The organism is Desulfoluna sp. HI9BLuna (assembly GCF_056829775.1).
The window spans coordinates 3211735-3228369 of record NZ_CP186555.1; the positions used below are offsets into that span (position 1 = coordinate 3211735).

Below are 16635 nucleotides of genomic sequence, written 5' to 3' on the forward strand. Positions count from 1 at the left end.
TTTAATGCCCCGCTGATACCCGGGGCGGGGTTGCAGGAGTTGTTGACTATGTACGACAAGTTGAGCGGAGAGAAAAAGGGCATTGTCGGGGTGGGCTCTGCGTTGATGGACCTTCTGGTGTTCGAAGACGACGCATTTTTGAAGGGGATCAGCGATATCAAGGGCGGCATGACCCTTGTGGACGGCTCTTTTGCCGACGGGGTCCTTGAAAAGGTCACCTCAGAGGTGACGGTGGTCCCCGGCGGGGCTGCCTGCAACACCATCGTAGGGGTGGGGCGTCTGAACGGGGCTGCCACCTTTGTGGGTAAGCGAGGCCGGGACAGCTACGGCGAGCACTTTGAAAAAGACCTGAAGCAAAACGGGGTGACCCCGGACCTGGTGATGTCCGATACCCCCACGGGGCGGGTTTTGTCTGTTATTACGCCGGATGCCCAGCGTTCCATGTTCACCTACCTGGGGGCGGCCTCGGAGCTGGCCCCCGAGGAGATCTCCCCGGAGACATTTGCAGGGGCCGCCATCGTCCTCATCGAGGGCTACCTTGTTTTCAACCAGTCCCTCATGACCAAGGCCCTGGCCTCGGCCAAAGAGGCCGGCGCCCTCGTGGCCATGGACTTGGCCAGCTTTACCGTGGTGGAAGAGGCTCTCTCCTTTATCAAGGAGGAGGTGATCCCGGCTGTGGACATCCTCATCGCCAATGAAGACGAAGCCCGTGCCTTTACCGGGCTCTCCGACGAGGACGCGGCCCTGAACGAGATGAGCCGGTGTGCCGATGTCGCCGTTTTAAAGCTCGGGTCCCGCGGCAGCCGCATCGCCGTTGGCGGCGTCGTGACCGAGGTCGCGCCCGTATCCGGGGGGACCATCGTCGACACCACGGGGGCGGGTGATCTCTGGGCCGCCGGTTTCCTTTACGGCATGGTCATGGGTTATTCAGCCGAGACGTGTGGCAACATCGCTTCGGCCTGCGGGTATGAGGTGTGCTGTGTCACCGGGGCGGATATCCCCGAGGCGGGATGGGCCCGCATCAGAAACACGCTGCCCGCATCCTGAAGCAAGGCGCGGGCGGTTTACGACGAGACTATTGTGGAGGATGGTGCGAGATGCAGAAAGAGAACCCCCAGGCCGTGGCCGAAAAGGATCGGTTCGTAGAATTTGTTGAGAAAACCCTTGTTGCTGCGCGGGAACATAAATCCCAGGTGACCCTGGGGGTTGCCGGCGTGGTCCTGTGCCTGGCCCTGGTTGCCGGGACGGGCCTGTATCGCCATAAGGCTGCCCGGCAGGCGTCCCTGGCGTTTCAGACACTGAAAGTGGATTTTCAGGCCCTTGAGACCAAGGAAGGCCGTGAGGTTGCCCTGCAGCGATGGCTGGGTCAAGCCCCTGAGGCCCTTGCGAGCATAAAGGGCGGGGCCGCCACCTACGACGCCGCGCTGCTCTGGTACGGCGGACTGGCCTTTGAAAGCGGTGACTTCGAGTCCGCCTCCGCCTGGTACGCGTCGGCTGCCAAGGGCTTCGACTCGGGCAGTGCCCTTCGGAACATTGCCCTGTGTGGTCAGGCTCAGGCCCTAGAGGGGCTTGGGAAGGCCGATGAAGCCGCTTCCATTTATGAAAAGGTGCGGGCCAGTGCGGCCTCTGTCAAGCAGGAGGAGGCAACGTTTCTCCTGGCGCGTATAAAGGAAAAGAGCGGCGACACCCAGGGGGCCGAGTCCCTTTACCGCGAAATCCTCGAGAGCCCTTCGACCTCTCTGTATAAAGACCTGGCGGCGGAGAAGGTCGCCGGTCAGTACTAAGTGCATTGCGGTGAGGCCGCTCTGGCCTGGCCCACAGGCCTTGGCCCCGCCGCGTGATCACAGACGGCGCCCTTATTGGGCGCCGTTTTGTTTGGGCGTTGCATTGCTTATTTGTCCCAGTGCCCGGAACGTCCATCGTCCCCTCTTTTCACCTGCCTCACAATGGAAAATCCTTGACAGAATCATGTGCGAGTGGATAATCGTAAAGATATAGTATATCTTTATCCATGTCCTGGCCTGATCGTTCCCCCCATTTTTGAGAAAAAGGCCGCGTTAAAGGACTCACCAAATCTTCCGGAATGTGCTCCTCTTTCGCCTTGACTTAGGCATTGTCCTGGCCTTGGAGCCGTTGCTCGTCACGTCACAATCAACCCCATCATTTTTACCTTTGTCGGATATTGTTATAATATGAAAAAAAGGAATGAAGAGCGAGCTATGAATACAATATCTTGATTTAAATTTGTCTACTGCACAATATATGTCAGTTATCCAAGCGAGTTATATATTTCCCTTGACTTCATTATAGCAATACTCGAATATATGTATCTGACAATTAATAAAATCATAAACAGGTTTTCGCAAGGCGTACGCCGCTCCGTTTCAACATCAACGCGAAAATCCGAGATTCAAATCTGTTGCACCGCAGATGCGGCGTGTTGCCCTCCGTGGAGTCATCGTGTGCCCGATGGGGCATGCGCATGAGGTCCGTAAAATTCCATTCCTGTATTAGGGTGTACTTATGACATTTGGTAAAAAAGATCAGCTGATCGGTCTTGATATCGGGTCCAGTGCCATCAAGGTGGCTGAGGTGGCTGATACGAAAAACGGGTATGCGTTAAAGCGGTTCGGCCTTTACGACATGCCCAGCGGCGCCATCGAGGAGGGGGTCATCCGAGACCCCGAGGAGGTGGCGGAAACCGTCCGGGAGGCCCTTCGGGCCTACAATATCAAGACCCCCAACGCAGCCATCTCCATCGGGGGGTATTCGGTCGTGGTCAAGAAAATCAACGTCCAGACCATGACCGAGGAGGCCCTCCAGTCCACCATCCACTTCGAAGCCGAACAGTACATCCCCTTTGATATCAGCGACGTTAACCTCGATTTCCAAATCATGGGCGAGAGTGAGCACAACCCCAACCAGATGAGCGTGCTCCTCGTGGCCGCCAAAAAAGAGATGATCGCCGATTATGTGAATGTCCTGGACATGGCGGGCCTGGCCTCCTGCATCGTGGATGTGGACGCCTTTGCCCTTCAGAACATTTACGAACTCGGGTACATGGGGCCGGACGCCACCGGAGACGAGTTCGTGGCCCTCATTGACGTGGGCGCCAGCAAAACCTCCCTGAACATTCTCAAAGGGCGAAATTCCCTGTTTATGAGGGATGTTTCCCTGGGCTGCGGCCAGACAAACCAGAAAATTTCCTCCATGCTGGATTGTTCTGCCGACGAAGCCGAGGAGATCAAGCTGAACAACAATGGCGAACGAATCTCCAATGAAGAACTCAAAGACATCGAATCGGCCGTCATTGCGGACTGGTGTACCGAGATCAGCCGGGCCCTGGACTTTTTCTATTCCACCTACCCCGAGGAGAGGATCCAGAAGATCCTGATCAGCGGAGGTGGCGGCAACATCGCCGACTTCAAAAAGATGCTGGCGCTGAGGACCTCCACCGAGGTTGAAACCATCGATCCGTTCAAGGGCGTGGATTTGGGAGACGGGCGCATTGACGATGACTATCTCAAGCAGATGGCGCCCCAGGCGGCCATCTGCATGGGGCTTGCGATAAGGAAAGTGAACGACAAATGATACGAATCAATTTACTGCCTTTTCGAGATGCTCGAACCAAAGAGAATGTCCGCCGTCAGGTGTCCATCTTCGTGCTCCTGATCATTTTGATCGGGGTGGGAATGGGGGCTTACGCCCTGAGCGTGGGGGCGGCGGTGGAGAAGTATAAACAGGAGGTGAGCGACACCCAGGCCGAACTGAACAAGTTCAAGAAAAAGGCCCGTGAGGTGGATGCCATCAACAAGAAAAACAAGGTGCTTCAGAAGAAAATAGATATCATTGAATCCCTTCAGGTGGTTCGCAAGGATCCTGTCCGGGTTCTCAGCGCCATGACGGAGCTGGTGATTCCCGATCGCATGTGGATCAAGAGCTACGACGAGGCAGGAAGGACGATTACCCTCAAGGGAGCGGCCCTGGACGAGATCACCGTGGCGGATTTCACACGGAAACTCGAAACATCGGAGTATTTTTCCAGCGCAAGCCTGAGGTTCCTGAAGCTGGGGGCGTCGAAAAAGAGCGTGGCCATGAAGAATTTTGAGATCGTGTGCACCCGGGCCAAGTTGAAACAAAAAAACACCAATGCAACCGGTATGAAGGTAAAATGATGAACAAGTCCTCAGCGTTTCAGTCGATGGACCCCCTGTTCAAAAGGGTCGAAGAGCTCGACAAGATTCAGCGGATCGCCATCTGCGCCATCACCTGCATCGTCCTGATCGGGTCGATCTTCTACTTCTCCATCCTGCCCAAATACGAAGAGATCAAGCAGCAGAAGCAGACGCTTCAGTCCCTTGGGACCCAGCTTGAGATAGCCCGGAAAAAAGCCGCCCGCCTGGCCTCCCTCAAGCGGGAGTGGAAAATGAAGGAAGCGGAATTCAGGAAAGTGATGCGGGCCCTGCCTGAAAAAAAGGAGATTCCCTCACTTTTGACGAGTATCTCCCAATCCGGCCAAGACACGGGGCTTGAGTTTATCCTCTTTCAGCCCCAGAAAGAGGTGAACAAGGAGTTTTACGGCGAAATTCCCGTGAGCCTGCATGTGAAGGGGAACTTTCACAACACGGTGATGTTCATGGACAAGGTGACCGGTTTGAACCGTATCGTCAACATCCGGGACATCAAGATCAGCGGGTACAAAGAGGGCAAAATTTCAACGAAGTGTACGGCTGTGACGTATAAGTTCATCGATAAGAAAGAGCCTGCAAAGAAGAAATAATCCATCAAATACAAAGATCGTGAGCCATGCAAAAAAAGATCATGACATCGATAGTGACGGTTGCGTTTCTTGCCGGGCCTCTTTTCTCAGGGTGTGACAGGGCGGACGACGCATCACAGTCCCGGGACACCGTCAAGACCTTCAAGGTATCGAAAAAGGAGACGGTGCCGATCAAGGCCAAGGCCAAACCCGAGCCCGAGGCGGCGGATGCGACGCAGATCCCGGCCGTGGCCGGGTTGCCACCGGCTGATTCGGGCAAGACCTCCAAGCCGGAGGTTCTCTCGGAAAAGGCCTCGGATGAGATGCTCTACGGGAAAACAAGTTACGACCCCGCAGGGCGCGTGGACCCCTTTGAGCCTCTGTTCGCACGGGGCAGCATCAGTTCCCAGGCCGTTGAGGGAGAGGCGCGCCCCACGATACGCCAGAGCAGGATGTCCCGGTTGACCCCCTTGGAAAAGTTGGATATCGGCCAGCTGAAACTCGTGGGGATCGTGAGCATGCCGGGCCGGAGCATGGCCATGGTGGAAGAGACCGGCGGCAAAGGGTATGTGGTTCGTAAGGGAACCTATATGGGCGTTAACTCGGGACAGGTAGTGGAGATCACCAGGGACCGGGTGGTTATTGAAGAAGAAGTGGAGAATTTCCTCGGAAAAATTGTGGTTCGGACACGGGAACTTAAACTTCAGAAACCTCTTGGAGAAGACTAATATGTTTGACAAGACCTCAACGTTGCGCTGGAAGGCAGCTTCAGTCGTGCTTTTTGTTTTTTTCGCGGCGCTTGCGGCCGGCGGCTGTGCATCCGATAAGGGTGCGATCACGCCTGCTGTCGAGACGCAATCTGTCATGGCTGAGCGGGTCATTACCGGTGTGGACACCCGTGGAAACTCCGATGAAGTGGTTGTGTCCATCCAGGGCAGTGCCATGCTGACCTATGCCATGATACCCCAGTCCCTTCCCCCAGGGGTTGTCCTGCATTTTCCCGATACGGATGTGGCGGAAGGAGCGGTTCAGTCGCCGGCGAACCATGAGGTGGTGGAGACCATCGCAACCTCCCGCAAGGGAAGCGCCACACAGATCAAGATCCTCCTTACGGAAGAGGCGGAGTACGACGTGGTTCGCAACGGAAACGGATTGGATGTGATCTTCACCTCCGTGGGGGCGGACGTACCCGAGGTGGCCCTGGTCCCTGAGGACGCACCGGCAGAGGCCGACGTGGCTGAGATGACGGTGGAGTCCGAAGCTGTGGCGGTTCAGCCCGAGAAAACGGTAGAGGCACCGCCCCTTCAGCCCGTTGCCGTGGGACCTGCCACGGTGAGCCAGATCGATTTTACCAGCAGCCAGAGCGGGGCATCCACCATCCTGATCGGCACCACCGGCCCGGTGGATTACAAGGTGAGCAAGAAAGATGAGAAGACCCTCTACATCAAGCTCGCCGACACCACCCTGCCCGATTCCCGGAAGCGCCCCATTATCACCACGCGGTTCAACAGCGCCGTGAACCGGATTCTGCCGGTCCAGACGGACCGGATGGCCGGAGACGCCCTGTTTATCATCGAACTCAGGGACGCCGTACCGTACCTGGTGACCCAGAGCGGCGATCAGATTGAGGTAAGCATCGACCCCACCACCGTGCCTCCCCAGAAAGAGGACGAGGCCAACCTGCCCAGCTGGAAAGAGGCCATTGCCGGCGCCGATGTGATGGATCTGCCCCAAGGGGCGGACGCCGGTATGACCGTACTTCCTGAAGGGGCTGTGGGTGGCGCTCCGGTTCCGGACGTGGTGGTGGCGGACGCGGAACCGGAGATCTCCGTGGGCAAGTCCAAAACCTACACCGGCGAGAAAATCGCCGTGGATTTCTTTGAGACGGACATCAAAAACGTGTTCCGCATCATCCGGGCCGTGAGCGGGCAGAACTTTGCCATCGACAAGGATGTCACGGGTCAGGTCACCATGACCCTTCAGAACCCGGTTCCCTGGGACCAGATCCTGGACCTGGTGCTCAAGATGAACATGCTGGGGTCGGTGAAAGAAAACGGCATCACCCGCATCGCCACCTTAAAAACCCTGAAGGAAGAAGAGGCGGCCCGACTTCAGTACATCGCCTCCCAGCAGTTCTCCAAAGAGATACAGAAGGCCATGGCCCCCATGTTCACGGAGTACATCCTCATCAGTTACTCCAACGCAGACGCGGACATCAGGCCCCATATCGAGCGCATCCTTACCCCGGAGCGGGGGAGCGTCAGTGTGGACATCCGGACCAACCAGCTGATCATCACCGACACCGCGGAAAAGATCGCCCAGGCCCGTGAAATTGTCACCCAGATCGACCGGATCACGCCCCAGGTGATCATCGAGGCTCGGATTGTGGAAGCCTCATCCAACTTCACCCGGGCCTTTGGTGTGACCTGGAACGCCCAGACCGAGGGGTATCCCACCGTTGGGGAGGGCAACGAGAGCGGCACCCTGGGCGGTGTGTACGGCTACGGCGTGGCCATGGACTACGGGGTGGACACCACCAACAGCATCGGCATCAACTTTTCACGGCTCACCGGCAACACCCTGATCCTGGATGCCAAGCTTACGGCCCTGGAGACCAAGGGCACCGGCAAGATTGTCTCCTCCCCCAAGGTTCTCACCCTGGACAACAAGAAGGCCACCATCAAGCAGGGGGTTGAGATTCCCTACCAGACCGTTGAAGACGGCGACGTGGACATCGAGTTCAAAGAGGTGGAGCTGAAGCTGGAGGTGACCCCCCATGTGACGGCCGACGACCGGATCTCCCTGCAGGTGCTCATCGACAAGAACGACGTGGGCAGCATCACCGACGGGATCCCTGGCCTCAACACCAAAGGGGTGGAGACCGAGCTGATCATGAACGACGGGGAGACCATTGTCATCGGCGGCATCATCAAGTCCAACAAGACCTTTGCCGAATCGGCCTTCCCGGTGTTGTCCCAGATTCCCGTTCTGGGCTGGCTTTTCAAAAACCGCACGCGTACGGAAGAGAAGCAGGAGCTGCTGGTCTTCCTCACCCCCCGCGTGGTGAAAATGGATGAATTGAAAATTTAGACATGCTTCCCCCTGCCTTTCGTGGCAGGGGGAAATATCAAAGAGTGGTTTGAACAACGAAAGGGAGCAGGTGGTAAACACCTCGCTCCCTTTTTTTATGGTGGTAGAAGTATGTGCGGGGGGAGGGCCCGGTCCGAACCACCCGGACGTGCTTGGCGGAGGATAAAGTTCGTTTCTCTTGAGTGTGGGGATGCCTTATACGTGGTTCTTCCGGAGCGCATCACTGGCCCGTGGCGAAAGGTCTCACGTGGCCCATGGCCCCGGTGAGAGACCGGGGCCGTGCCGTTGGAAGGGGAGGGTTAAATGGAAAGGGCCGCGAGCTCACGCTGCGCTTTGGCGGCAATGGGGGTCTGGTCGTTGATGGCGATGGTTGCTGTCAGCGTGGTTTTGGCCTTTTCATAGGAACCGGAGCGCAGGTAGGCCCCTGCCAGTTCGTAGTGAAGCTGCTGAAATCTGGGGGCGGTGTCGACGGCCTTTTCAAACCAGTGCGTGGCATCGGCAAGGCGCCCTTCGGCCATGTGGCACAGGGCAATGCCCCGCATGGGAAGGACGAACTCCGGGTGGATCTCCAGGGCTTTGTTGAAGTAGCCGACGGCCTTGGCGTACATTTTTTTGTTATAGTACGCCCACCCGAGATTGTAGACGGGGTAGTGGGGCGTGGCATACAGGATGTTGTTTGACACCTGATTGAGGATTTCGATGGCATCGTCCCATCGTTCCATCAGCAACAGGGCCGATCCCATGTTGTTTTTGGCCGGGCCGTAGTCGGGCTGCAGGTCGATGGATCGCTGGAAGTGGATGAGGGCGGTTTCGTACCTTTTTTTGGCGGTGTAGGCCTTGCCCAGGTCGTCTTGAAGGAGGTAATCGTCGGCGTAGAGGCTCTCGGCCTCAAGGAGTTCTTTGAGGGCGGCGGTGTAGTCGCCCTGGCTCAGGTAGGCCTCACCCAGGTTGCGCTGGGCCTCGGATTGCTTTTTCAACATGGGTGTTTTGCTGGCGCAACCGGCCAGCAGGGCCGCGGCCAGAAGAACGAGCAGGATGCGTGCAGATGAATTCATGATGCCCCCGGTATTTAGATGGTGTGTGCGATGGTCGGGATCGTTGCGATTCGTATCGCCTATGGGTCATGGTCAAGCCCCCGTGAAGGGAGGTATCTTTGGAGAAAACGCTGTGTTTGCGCCTATAGCGCAACGTGCCATGAATCTCGTTTTATTGCAATTGCCAGTTGCCTCCGGCGGGTCCCTTTTTTCAAAAAGGTTCGGGCTATCGGACCTGGATAATGCCGAGGCCCTGCTCTTCAAGGAGGGCGATGACCGGGTCGGGCAATGTGGAGGCGACGATGAGCTTTTTGACCAGGGGGGCGGGCTTGACCAGGATGCCGTCCACGGTGAGGGCGCAGGAAAGGCCGTGACCCGCCTTTCCGAACTCGAAGCGCGGGTTCTTTTCATGGGGAATGCCCAGCTTGGAGAGAAGCTTCAGGGTGGCGTTGAAAAGATAGTCTCCCTTTCGGATGGAGACCACCTTGAGGCCGGAGCTTTCGATGGCGAAAGCAGCATCGCCGTAGAGCTGGCCGAAGTCGACCAGGGCGCCTTCTCCCTGGGGATCCCGTATCATGTTGGAGGTGGTCTCCAGCTGGGTACCGGCATAGGAGAAGGAAATGGTGATGTTGGAATCGTACATAAGGCCCAGGGCCTTGGCGAGCTTTTCAACGTAGATTTTGCGTGTGCGGGGGACAATCCGTTTCAGTGAGGTGCTCTTTTCCACCGCATAGAAGACCGGCGGAAGGGCTTCGCCCTGGAGGGATTCCCGCAGCACAAGGCCGTGCTTTCGAAAGTAGGCGGTCAGGGGAACGGGAAATCGCCCGGAGGGGTCGGAAAGGTCAGAGACGATGATGCCCCGGAAAGCCTCAGGGGATTTGGACCGGTCGTACTTAAACGCCCAGCGCGCTTTCAGGGAGAGGTTCATGCCCTCTTCGGAAAAGGAGAGGGGCATGGGCAGGCGCATTTTTGGGTACGCAAGCTGAACCGCGTCAAGGAGCAGGGGCAGGCTGGGCTCGGTGGAGATGTCGGTGAACTGCAGGTTCTTGAAATGGGTGGCCATGATACGCCGTCGCTCTGCGGACAGGGAGAGGCCGTTCTGGACAAAGAGGATTCGTCGCCCTTCGGGAAGCTGCAGAATGGGGGTTTCCGACAGGTTCACGGAAAAATCCGTGCCCTCGGCGTCGGGAAAGTAGTATCGCCCTCGGTTCAGGAGAACACCTCCCAGGAGCTTGGCAAGGGCGTCAAAGGGATCCTTCAGGCCGTCTGCCTCCTCTTCGTCGTACTGGGTGTCCCCGGTTTCTTCCGGTGACGAGGTGTCGGTGGGGGAGGCGTTCAACACCACCTCACCGTCTGCCTCAAATACAGAGGAGTACCATTGTTCATTCAGAACCGACGCATCGGGGATCTTGAGTGCCTGGCCGATGTAGATGCGGTTGAGGTCCTTGACCGTGGGGTTCACCAATCGGAAGAGTTTGACGCCTTCCCGGTAGGTCCGGCTTCCCGTGGGCCCGAACTGGTTGGAGATGATGCGGGAGACCGAGTCTCCGGGGGCCACCTTGTGGGTTTTGGCGCCCTGGGTGATGAGTTGCTTGACCGGTGCCGCCGTAATAAAGGGAAGGTCCACGACCCCTCGCCGCTGCCCGGGAAGGGCGTCGGGTTCCAGCCACTTCAGGGGGACGAAGATTCTCTGGCCAGGGTGGATGCGGTTGATATCGGCGATGTGGTGGTTGATGAGCTTGAATATGTTCAAAAACAGCGGAAAGTTGGTGTGGGAGATCTCCCCCTTTCGCTTCAGGATCTTGATGACATAGTCGTTGGGGCGCACCGTGTAGGGCTCGCTGAGGACATCCCGGCCGTTGACGTTCTGGACGTAATAGCGCTTGTAGAGTACCTCGGCCCGGGCGTGGCCGGACGCAACGATACAGATGACGAGAAGAACCAGCAGGGGCAACAGCCGTTTGATCCTACAACCCATAGGCTCCGGGGCCTCCATGGTGGACTGAGGCCCCGTCCATGGCTCGGCATGAACCGGGAAGGAGCCTGGGATTTGACGGGGCAGGGGCCTTTTCACGGGAAAAGGCCCCTGCCCTGCAATGAGTTATGATGTTTGACGGGCAAGGTCCAGGCGGGTGGCGATGGCATCGGCCGTCAGCCGGACAAATCGCTCAAAGGATTCCCCGGTGAGGGGCGCCCCGGACGCGGGGAACTCGGTGAGGCCCTCGGCCTTGACATCCTCAGGTGCGTTGACCAGCTCCGGGTTCGGGGTAATGCCGAACTCTTCCGGGAAGGTTCCGGAGAAGTAGGTCTCCTGGAAACCGGAAAACTTCAGGGCATGGGCCGTGGAGTCGATGACAGCGGTCTCACCGTCGGTGATCAGGCCCTGCTTGACGGCCTCCATGAGCCCTGCCAGGGTCTCGCCGCCCTGGGTGCAGGCGATGTGGCCGTTGCGGTTGGCCAGGAGCTCGCAGTCCATGATGGCCTGCTCCGTGACTTCCATGAAGAAGACGTTTTTCTTCTCGGAAAGGCGGTTGTAGGTCTCCACCACGTTGATGACCCGGGGCATGGAGACGGGGTTGCCGATCATGGCCGCCTGGGCCACGCTGGCTTTGACGGTGACGGGCTTGAACTCCCGCTTGGCCGTGTCCGGCTCCAGGTAGTACTTGTAAACAGGGTTGGCGTGGTGTGACTGCACCCCGATAACTTTGGGGAGGGTCTCGATGATGCCTGCCTCGTAGAATTTCAGGAAGCCGTTCATCACCGCCGTGATGTTCCCGGCGTTGCCGATGGGAACCACCACCACCATGTTCTCCATGGCGTAGTCGAAGTCCTGGGCGATCTCAAAGGAGTAGGACTCCTGGCCCAGGATGCGCCAGGCGTTCTTGGAGTTCAACAGGGCCACGTCGTAGCGGGAAGAGAGGTTCTCCACCACCTTCATGCAGTCGTCGAACACGCCCGGGATCTCAAAGACCTTGGCCCCGCTGCCCAGGGGCTGGGAGAGCTGCTGGGGCGTGACCTTGCCCTGGGGAAGCAGGACGGCGGACTTGATCCCGTCGGTGAGGTAGGAGGCATACAGGGCGGCAGCCGCCGAGGTGTCTCCGGTGGAGGCGCACACCGCCAGGATCTCCTTCATGCTCCCTTTTTTTACCAGGGAGTTGATGTAGGAGAGGGCGCTGGCCATGCCCCGGTCCTTGAAGGAGGCGCTGGGGTTCTGGCCGTCGTTTTTGAAAAAGAAACGGGCACCGGTAAGCTCCTGGAGGCGGGTGTTGGCTTCCACCACCGGGGTGTGTCCTTCGCCCAGGTAGAGCACAGCGTCCAGGGGGACCACAGGGCCGAGGAACTCGTGGTACCGGTAGATCCCCTTGAGTGCGGGGATGTTGAGCATGCGCCGGTAGTCCAGGATCTTTCGCCAGGTGGGCCCGTCTGCTTTTTTGGCCGCCAGGTTGGAAGTCTCGTGGAGCATCATGACGCTGCCGCAGTCCGGGCAGACGTAGAGCAGCTCGTCAATGCCGTGTTCGCTGCCGCAGCCCAGGCAGCGGTAGATCATGGTGCCTTCCGGGGACGGAAGGATCAGCTCCCGGATGTCTTCTGGAAAATCCGATGGTTTCATTTGGCAATAACCTCCTTGCCGCCCATGTAGGGTACGAGCACTTCAGGGATTTTGACAGTCCCGTCTTCCTGCTGGAAGTTCTCCAGGATGGCGGCCACGGTGCGGCCCACAGCCAGCCCGGAGCCGTTGAGTGTATGAACCAGGCGCGGCTTTTTCTCGCCCTCGGGGCGGAACCTGATGCCCATGCGGCGGGCCTGGAAGTCTTCGAAGTTGCTGCAGGAGGAGATCTCCCGGTAGGTGTCCTGGGCGGGCATCCACACTTCGATGTCGTAGGTCTTGGCAGAGGAGAAACCAAGATCGCCGCTGCAGAGGGTCACCACCCGGTAAGGCAGGCCCAGGAGCTGGAGGACCTTTTCCGCGTTCTGGGTGAGGGTCTCCAGTTCGTCGTAAGAGGTGGCCGGATCAACCAGCTTGACCAGCTCCACCTTGTTGAACTGGTGCTGGCGGATGAGGCCGCGGGTGTCCTTGCCGTAGGAGCCTGCTTCAGAGCGGAAACAGGGGGTGTAGGCCGTGTACCGGATGGGCAGGTCCTTGTCGGTGAGGATCTCGCCTGCGTGGATGTTGGTCACCGGCACCTCGGCCGTGGGGATCAGGTAGTACTCCTGGCCCTCCAGTTTGAAGAGGTCTTCCTCGAACTTGGGGAGCTGGCCCGTGCCCTTGAGGCTGTTGCGGTTGACGATAAAGGGGGGCAGCACCTCGGAGAACCCGTGCTCTTCGGTGTGCAGGTTGAGCATGAAGTTGATGAGGGCCCGCTCCAGCCGTGCCCCGGCCCCGAAGTAGAGGGGAAAGCGGGCGCCGGTGATGCGTGAGGCCCGGCCGAAGTCCAGGATGCCCAGGTCTTCGCCGATGTCCCAGTGGGCCTTGGGCTCGAAGGCAAAAGAGGTGGGGGTGCCCACGGTGCGCAGCAGGATGTTGTCCTCGTCGGTTTTGCCTTCGGGGACCGAGGGGTGGGGAATGTTGGGGATCCCCATGAGGATCTCCTGCAGGGTGGCTTCGGCCTCGTTGACCTCTTTGTCCAGGGCCTTGATGCGGGTGGAGACCGATTTCATCATATCAATCTGGGGCTGGGCGTTCTCCCCGGATTTTTTCATGGCGGCGATCTCGTCGGAGACCGTGTTTCTCTGGTTACGGAGCGCTTCGAGTTCACCGATGAGTTCACGGCGTTTGGCTTCGCAGGTGGCGAAGGTGGCGAGATCGGCTTTGCCGCCTCGTTTCTTGAGGGCATCCTCCACGGTCTGGAGGTTGTCTCTGACGTACTTGAGTTCAAGCATAATTAAGGTACCTGTTCTGGCAACGTGGGATGGTGGACGCTTGGCAACCCGGCCTTACAGAGCCTCGGCAGGACACACAACCACGATTTTGTGTCAGAGCTGTCGATTCCCATATCGTATTGTGTTATGGTATGGACCGAGGACCGGGCTGGACCACGGATATCATGCCGTTTCGTGGTATGGTCGGCATTGTGGTTTTTTGTTTTTAAAAACTTAAAATTACTATCACGGTCCATGGTGGCAGTCAATAGCTTTGAAAATTACCAATCATTACTGATTTTATGTGTTTAGCGAAAAAGACTGGAGATTATATATGGAAGATGCCGGAGAGAAAAAAAAGGAAATAATCGCTGAGGTGGAAGCTGTTCTGGATGCGCTTCCGCCCGAGGAGAAGTCTCGAAAGCAGAAGACCATTGAAGAGCGGCTCTTCGGTTTTGCCAACTTCATGGAAGCCAAGGTCGTGCTTCTCTACCTGGCCAAGCAGAGCGAGGTGGAAACCCTTGATATCATCAAGCGTTCCCTGGAAGGGGGCAAGGTCGTGGTGCTGCCCGTGTTCAATCGGGAGTCCAGCAAAACCACCCTGTACAAGGTGGAAAACAGCCCCGAAGATCTCATTGACGGCCCCGACGGCTGCCTGGTCCCCGATCCCGGCCGGTGCAAGACCGTTCCCATCAATCACATCGACATTGCCATCGTGCCGGGCCAGGCCTTTGATGAAAAGGGCGGCCGCATCGGCATCGGGGACAAGTTTTACGACAAGTTTGTCCAGAAACTCCCCATCACCACCCGAAAGGTGGCCATCGCCTTTGAAGAGCAGGTGATTGCCCAGGTCCCCACCGATTCGAGAAACAAGCACATCGACATCATCGTTACCGATACCCGGACCATCTACAAGATTTGATGTGGGCCGGGTTCTCCGTTCCTCAAGGCTGGAGCGCAGCCTGCAAGCCTGCCAGGTTTGTCCCTTTGCCCACGGCAATCACCGTGTCTCCGGGCTTGAGGACGGTTTCAAAGGAGGGGTTGAAGAGCATGGTTCCCTCCCGGGTTTTGATGGCGATGATGATCAGGTCGAATCGTTGCCGGATGCCCGAATCCTGAAGCATTACGTTGACCAGTTCGGAGTCCTCGTGGATGACGATCTCCTCCATCTGGATGTCCTTGTTTCGGTCCTGGAGCGCCAACTCCAGAAAGTTCGTGACCGTCGGGCGGAGCAGCTTCAAGGCCATGTTGGCGGCCCCCATATCGTAGGGAGACTCCACCATGTTGGCCCCGGCCGTGATGAGCTTGGACCGGGACTCCTTGTAGCAGCAGCGGGCCATGATGAAGATCTCCGGGTTGAGCTGTCGGGCCGTGAGCACGAGAAAGACGTTGTCCGTGTCTGTTGCCAGGGCTGCCACGAGGCAGGACGCTTTTTTGATGCCCGCCCGGATGAGGTTCTCCTCCAAGGCGGCATCGCCGGAGATGTACAAGGCGCCGTCCGCTTCCATGTGGGGCACCAGCTCCGGTGATTTTTCGATGACCACGATGTCCATGGGGGTGGTGGCCATGAGCTGGTGATAAAGGACACGGCCGATGCGGCCGTAGCCGCAGATGATGTGGTGGTCTCTCAGACGGGTGATTTTCTTGTCCAATTTGCGCCTCCCCATGAGGGTTTGAATCTGGCCCTCCACCATGAACTGAACCACGGATCCGCCCACGTAAATGAAAAAACTGGTCCCGAGGACAATGATGACCATGGTGAAGTGCCGACCGACGGGGGAGAGGGGGTGTATTTCTCCGAAACCCACGGTGGTGATGGTAATCAGGGTCATGTAGGCGGCATCGGTGATGCCCCACCCTTCGATGGTCATAAACCCGCCGATGCCCACCGTGATGATGAGCATCAGGAGAATGACCGAAATAGCGACCTGCTTGAGCCCTTCCAATGGATCCGTCCCTGTCGTTGACAGTCGGATGTTTGATGTTGCAACATCCTGTGTTTAAAGGAAAATCACCTTCAGCGTCTTGCCTTTTGCGGGTGAAAAGATCCCCCATTTTACAGAAAAAAAAGCAGTATTTCCAATACTATTCGTTAATAAGTTGTGCTATACACAGCCCAGACGAAATTTCTAGTAGACTGACGGAGAGGTCGTAGGCAATATCAAGGCCCGGTGCTGCCGGTGTTCGCCGCTTACGATATTTTCATCAAGCAAGGGTTGGAAGGGATGGGCATGGATGTGTTGGAGAGAAAATACGCACGCCAGCGGGAGGAGATGGTCAAGCGTCAGATCGCCGGGCGCGGTATCAGCGATCCCCGCGTGCTGAAGGTCATGGGGGAGGTTCCCCGTCACCTTTTTGTCAGTGAAGCCCTCATGGATCGGGCCTACGGAGACTTTCCCCTCCCCATCGGAGAGAGGCAGACCATCTCGCAGCCCTTCATCGTGTCCGAGATGACCCAGGCCCTCTGTCTGTCACCGGATGACCGGGTCCTGGAACTGGGCACCGGCTCCGGCTACCAGGCGGCGGTATTGTCCCGGCTGGTCTATCGCGTGTATACCATCGAGCGGATTCACACTCTGTACATGAGGGCGCGGAAGGTGTTTGACACCCTGCGCTATTTCAACATCGTACCCCGGTTTTCAGACGGCACCACGGGCTGGCCCGAAGAGGCCCCCTTTGACGCCATCATCGTGACGGCAGGGGCCCCGGAGATCCCGACTCACCTCACCGATCAGCTGGCAGACGGCGGTCGCCTGGTCATGCCGGTGGGGGGCGCCGATACCCAGGACCTGCTGCGCATCACGCGGGCGGGGGATGAGCTGGTGCACGAAAACATGGGCAAATGCCGATTTGTTCCCCTCATCGGGGAGTTCGGCTGGAAGGAGTAGCAAC

The 16635-nt window shown here is 57.9% G+C and carries 14 protein-coding genes; 9 read left to right on the forward strand and 5 right to left on the reverse strand.

All coding sequences use genetic code 11. The annotated features are described in order from the left end of the window. Positions 1-48: 48 nt before the first annotated feature. From ACOYW0_RS12985 to ACOYW0_RS13015, 7 genes are all read left to right on the forward strand, one after another. The gene (locus ACOYW0_RS12985; protein ID WP_482414300.1) at positions 49-1047 is read left to right on the forward strand and encodes an adenosine kinase; all 999 of its coding nucleotides are present in this window, start codon (positions 49-51) and stop codon (positions 1045-1047) included. 50 nt (positions 1048-1097) lie between these two features. Beyond that, a complete protein-coding gene (locus ACOYW0_RS12990; RefSeq protein ID WP_482414301.1) occupies positions 1098-1784 on the forward strand; it encodes a tetratricopeptide repeat protein in 687 nt (228 codons plus the stop codon). 739 nt (positions 1785-2523) lie between these two features. Next, complete coding sequence (pilM, locus tag ACOYW0_RS12995; protein WP_482414302.1) at positions 2524-3591, forward strand: type IV pilus biogenesis protein PilM; 1068 nt, start codon at positions 2524-2526, stop codon at positions 3589-3591. Positions 3592-3662: 71 nt separating this feature from the next. Continuing rightward, on the forward strand, positions 3663-4175 hold the full coding sequence (locus ACOYW0_RS13000; RefSeq protein WP_482414303.1) for a PilN domain-containing protein: 513 nt from the start codon (positions 3663-3665) through the stop codon (positions 4173-4175). Then, positions 4172-4780: a type IV pilus inner membrane component PilO gene (locus ACOYW0_RS13005; protein WP_482414304.1), complete on the forward strand. Its 609-nt coding sequence runs from the start codon at positions 4172-4174 to the stop codon at positions 4778-4780. The genes ACOYW0_RS13000 and ACOYW0_RS13005 overlap by 4 nt, the downstream gene beginning before the upstream one ends. 41 nt (positions 4781-4821) lie before the next feature. Continuing rightward, the gene (locus tag ACOYW0_RS13010) at positions 4822-5487 is read left to right on the forward strand and encodes a pilus assembly protein PilP (RefSeq protein ID WP_482414305.1); all 666 of its coding nucleotides are present in this window, start codon (positions 4822-4824) and stop codon (positions 5485-5487) included. Between the two features lie 136 nt (positions 5488-5623). Next, complete coding sequence (locus ACOYW0_RS13015) at positions 5624-7849, forward strand: type IV pilus secretin PilQ (RefSeq protein WP_482414306.1); 2226 nt, start codon at positions 5624-5626, stop codon at positions 7847-7849. A 299-nt stretch (positions 7850-8148) separates the two neighbouring features. Here the strand turns inward: ACOYW0_RS13015 and ACOYW0_RS13020 are convergent, their stop codons facing one another. The 4 genes from ACOYW0_RS13020 to serS all read right to left on the reverse strand — a co-directional run bounded on the left by ACOYW0_RS13020 (position 8149) and on the right by serS (position 13764). Then, positions 8149-8904, reverse strand: coding sequence for a tetratricopeptide repeat protein (locus ACOYW0_RS13020; RefSeq protein ID WP_482414307.1), 756 nt, complete (start codon positions 8902-8904; stop codon positions 8149-8151). Between the two features lie 205 nt (positions 8905-9109). Further along, a complete protein-coding gene (locus tag ACOYW0_RS13025) occupies positions 9110-10861 on the reverse strand; it encodes a LysM peptidoglycan-binding domain-containing protein (RefSeq protein WP_482414308.1) in 1752 nt (583 codons plus the stop codon). Between the two features lie 123 nt (positions 10862-10984). After that, entirely contained in the window at positions 10985-12493 is a 1509-nt protein-coding gene (gene thrC / locus ACOYW0_RS13030; RefSeq protein WP_482414309.1) for a threonine synthase, read from the reverse strand. Further along, complete coding sequence (gene serS / locus ACOYW0_RS13035; RefSeq protein ID WP_482414310.1) at positions 12490-13764, reverse strand: serine--tRNA ligase; 1275 nt, start codon at positions 13762-13764, stop codon at positions 12490-12492. The genes thrC and serS overlap by 4 nt, the downstream gene beginning before the upstream one ends. Positions 13765-14077: 313 nt before the next feature. On the opposite strand from serS, the gene ACOYW0_RS13040 reads away from it, so the two are divergent. Next, a complete protein-coding gene (locus ACOYW0_RS13040) occupies positions 14078-14665 on the forward strand; it encodes a 5-formyltetrahydrofolate cyclo-ligase (protein ID WP_482414311.1) in 588 nt (195 codons plus the stop codon). 22 nt (positions 14666-14687) lie between these two features. Here ACOYW0_RS13040 and ACOYW0_RS13045 read toward each other — a convergent pair whose 3' ends face one another. Then, positions 14688-15647 carry a potassium channel family protein gene (locus ACOYW0_RS13045; protein ID WP_482414312.1) on the reverse strand — a complete coding sequence of 320 codons (960 nt, stop codon included), beginning with the start codon at positions 15645-15647 and terminating at the stop codon, positions 14688-14690. Positions 15648-15968: 321 nt separating this feature from the next. Here ACOYW0_RS13045 and ACOYW0_RS13050 point away from each other — a divergent pair, with 321 nt between their 5' ends. Next, on the forward strand, positions 15969-16631 hold the full coding sequence (locus ACOYW0_RS13050; RefSeq protein WP_482418833.1) for a protein-L-isoaspartate(D-aspartate) O-methyltransferase: 663 nt from the start codon (positions 15969-15971) through the stop codon (positions 16629-16631). The last annotated feature ends 4 nt before the right edge of the window (positions 16632-16635 follow it).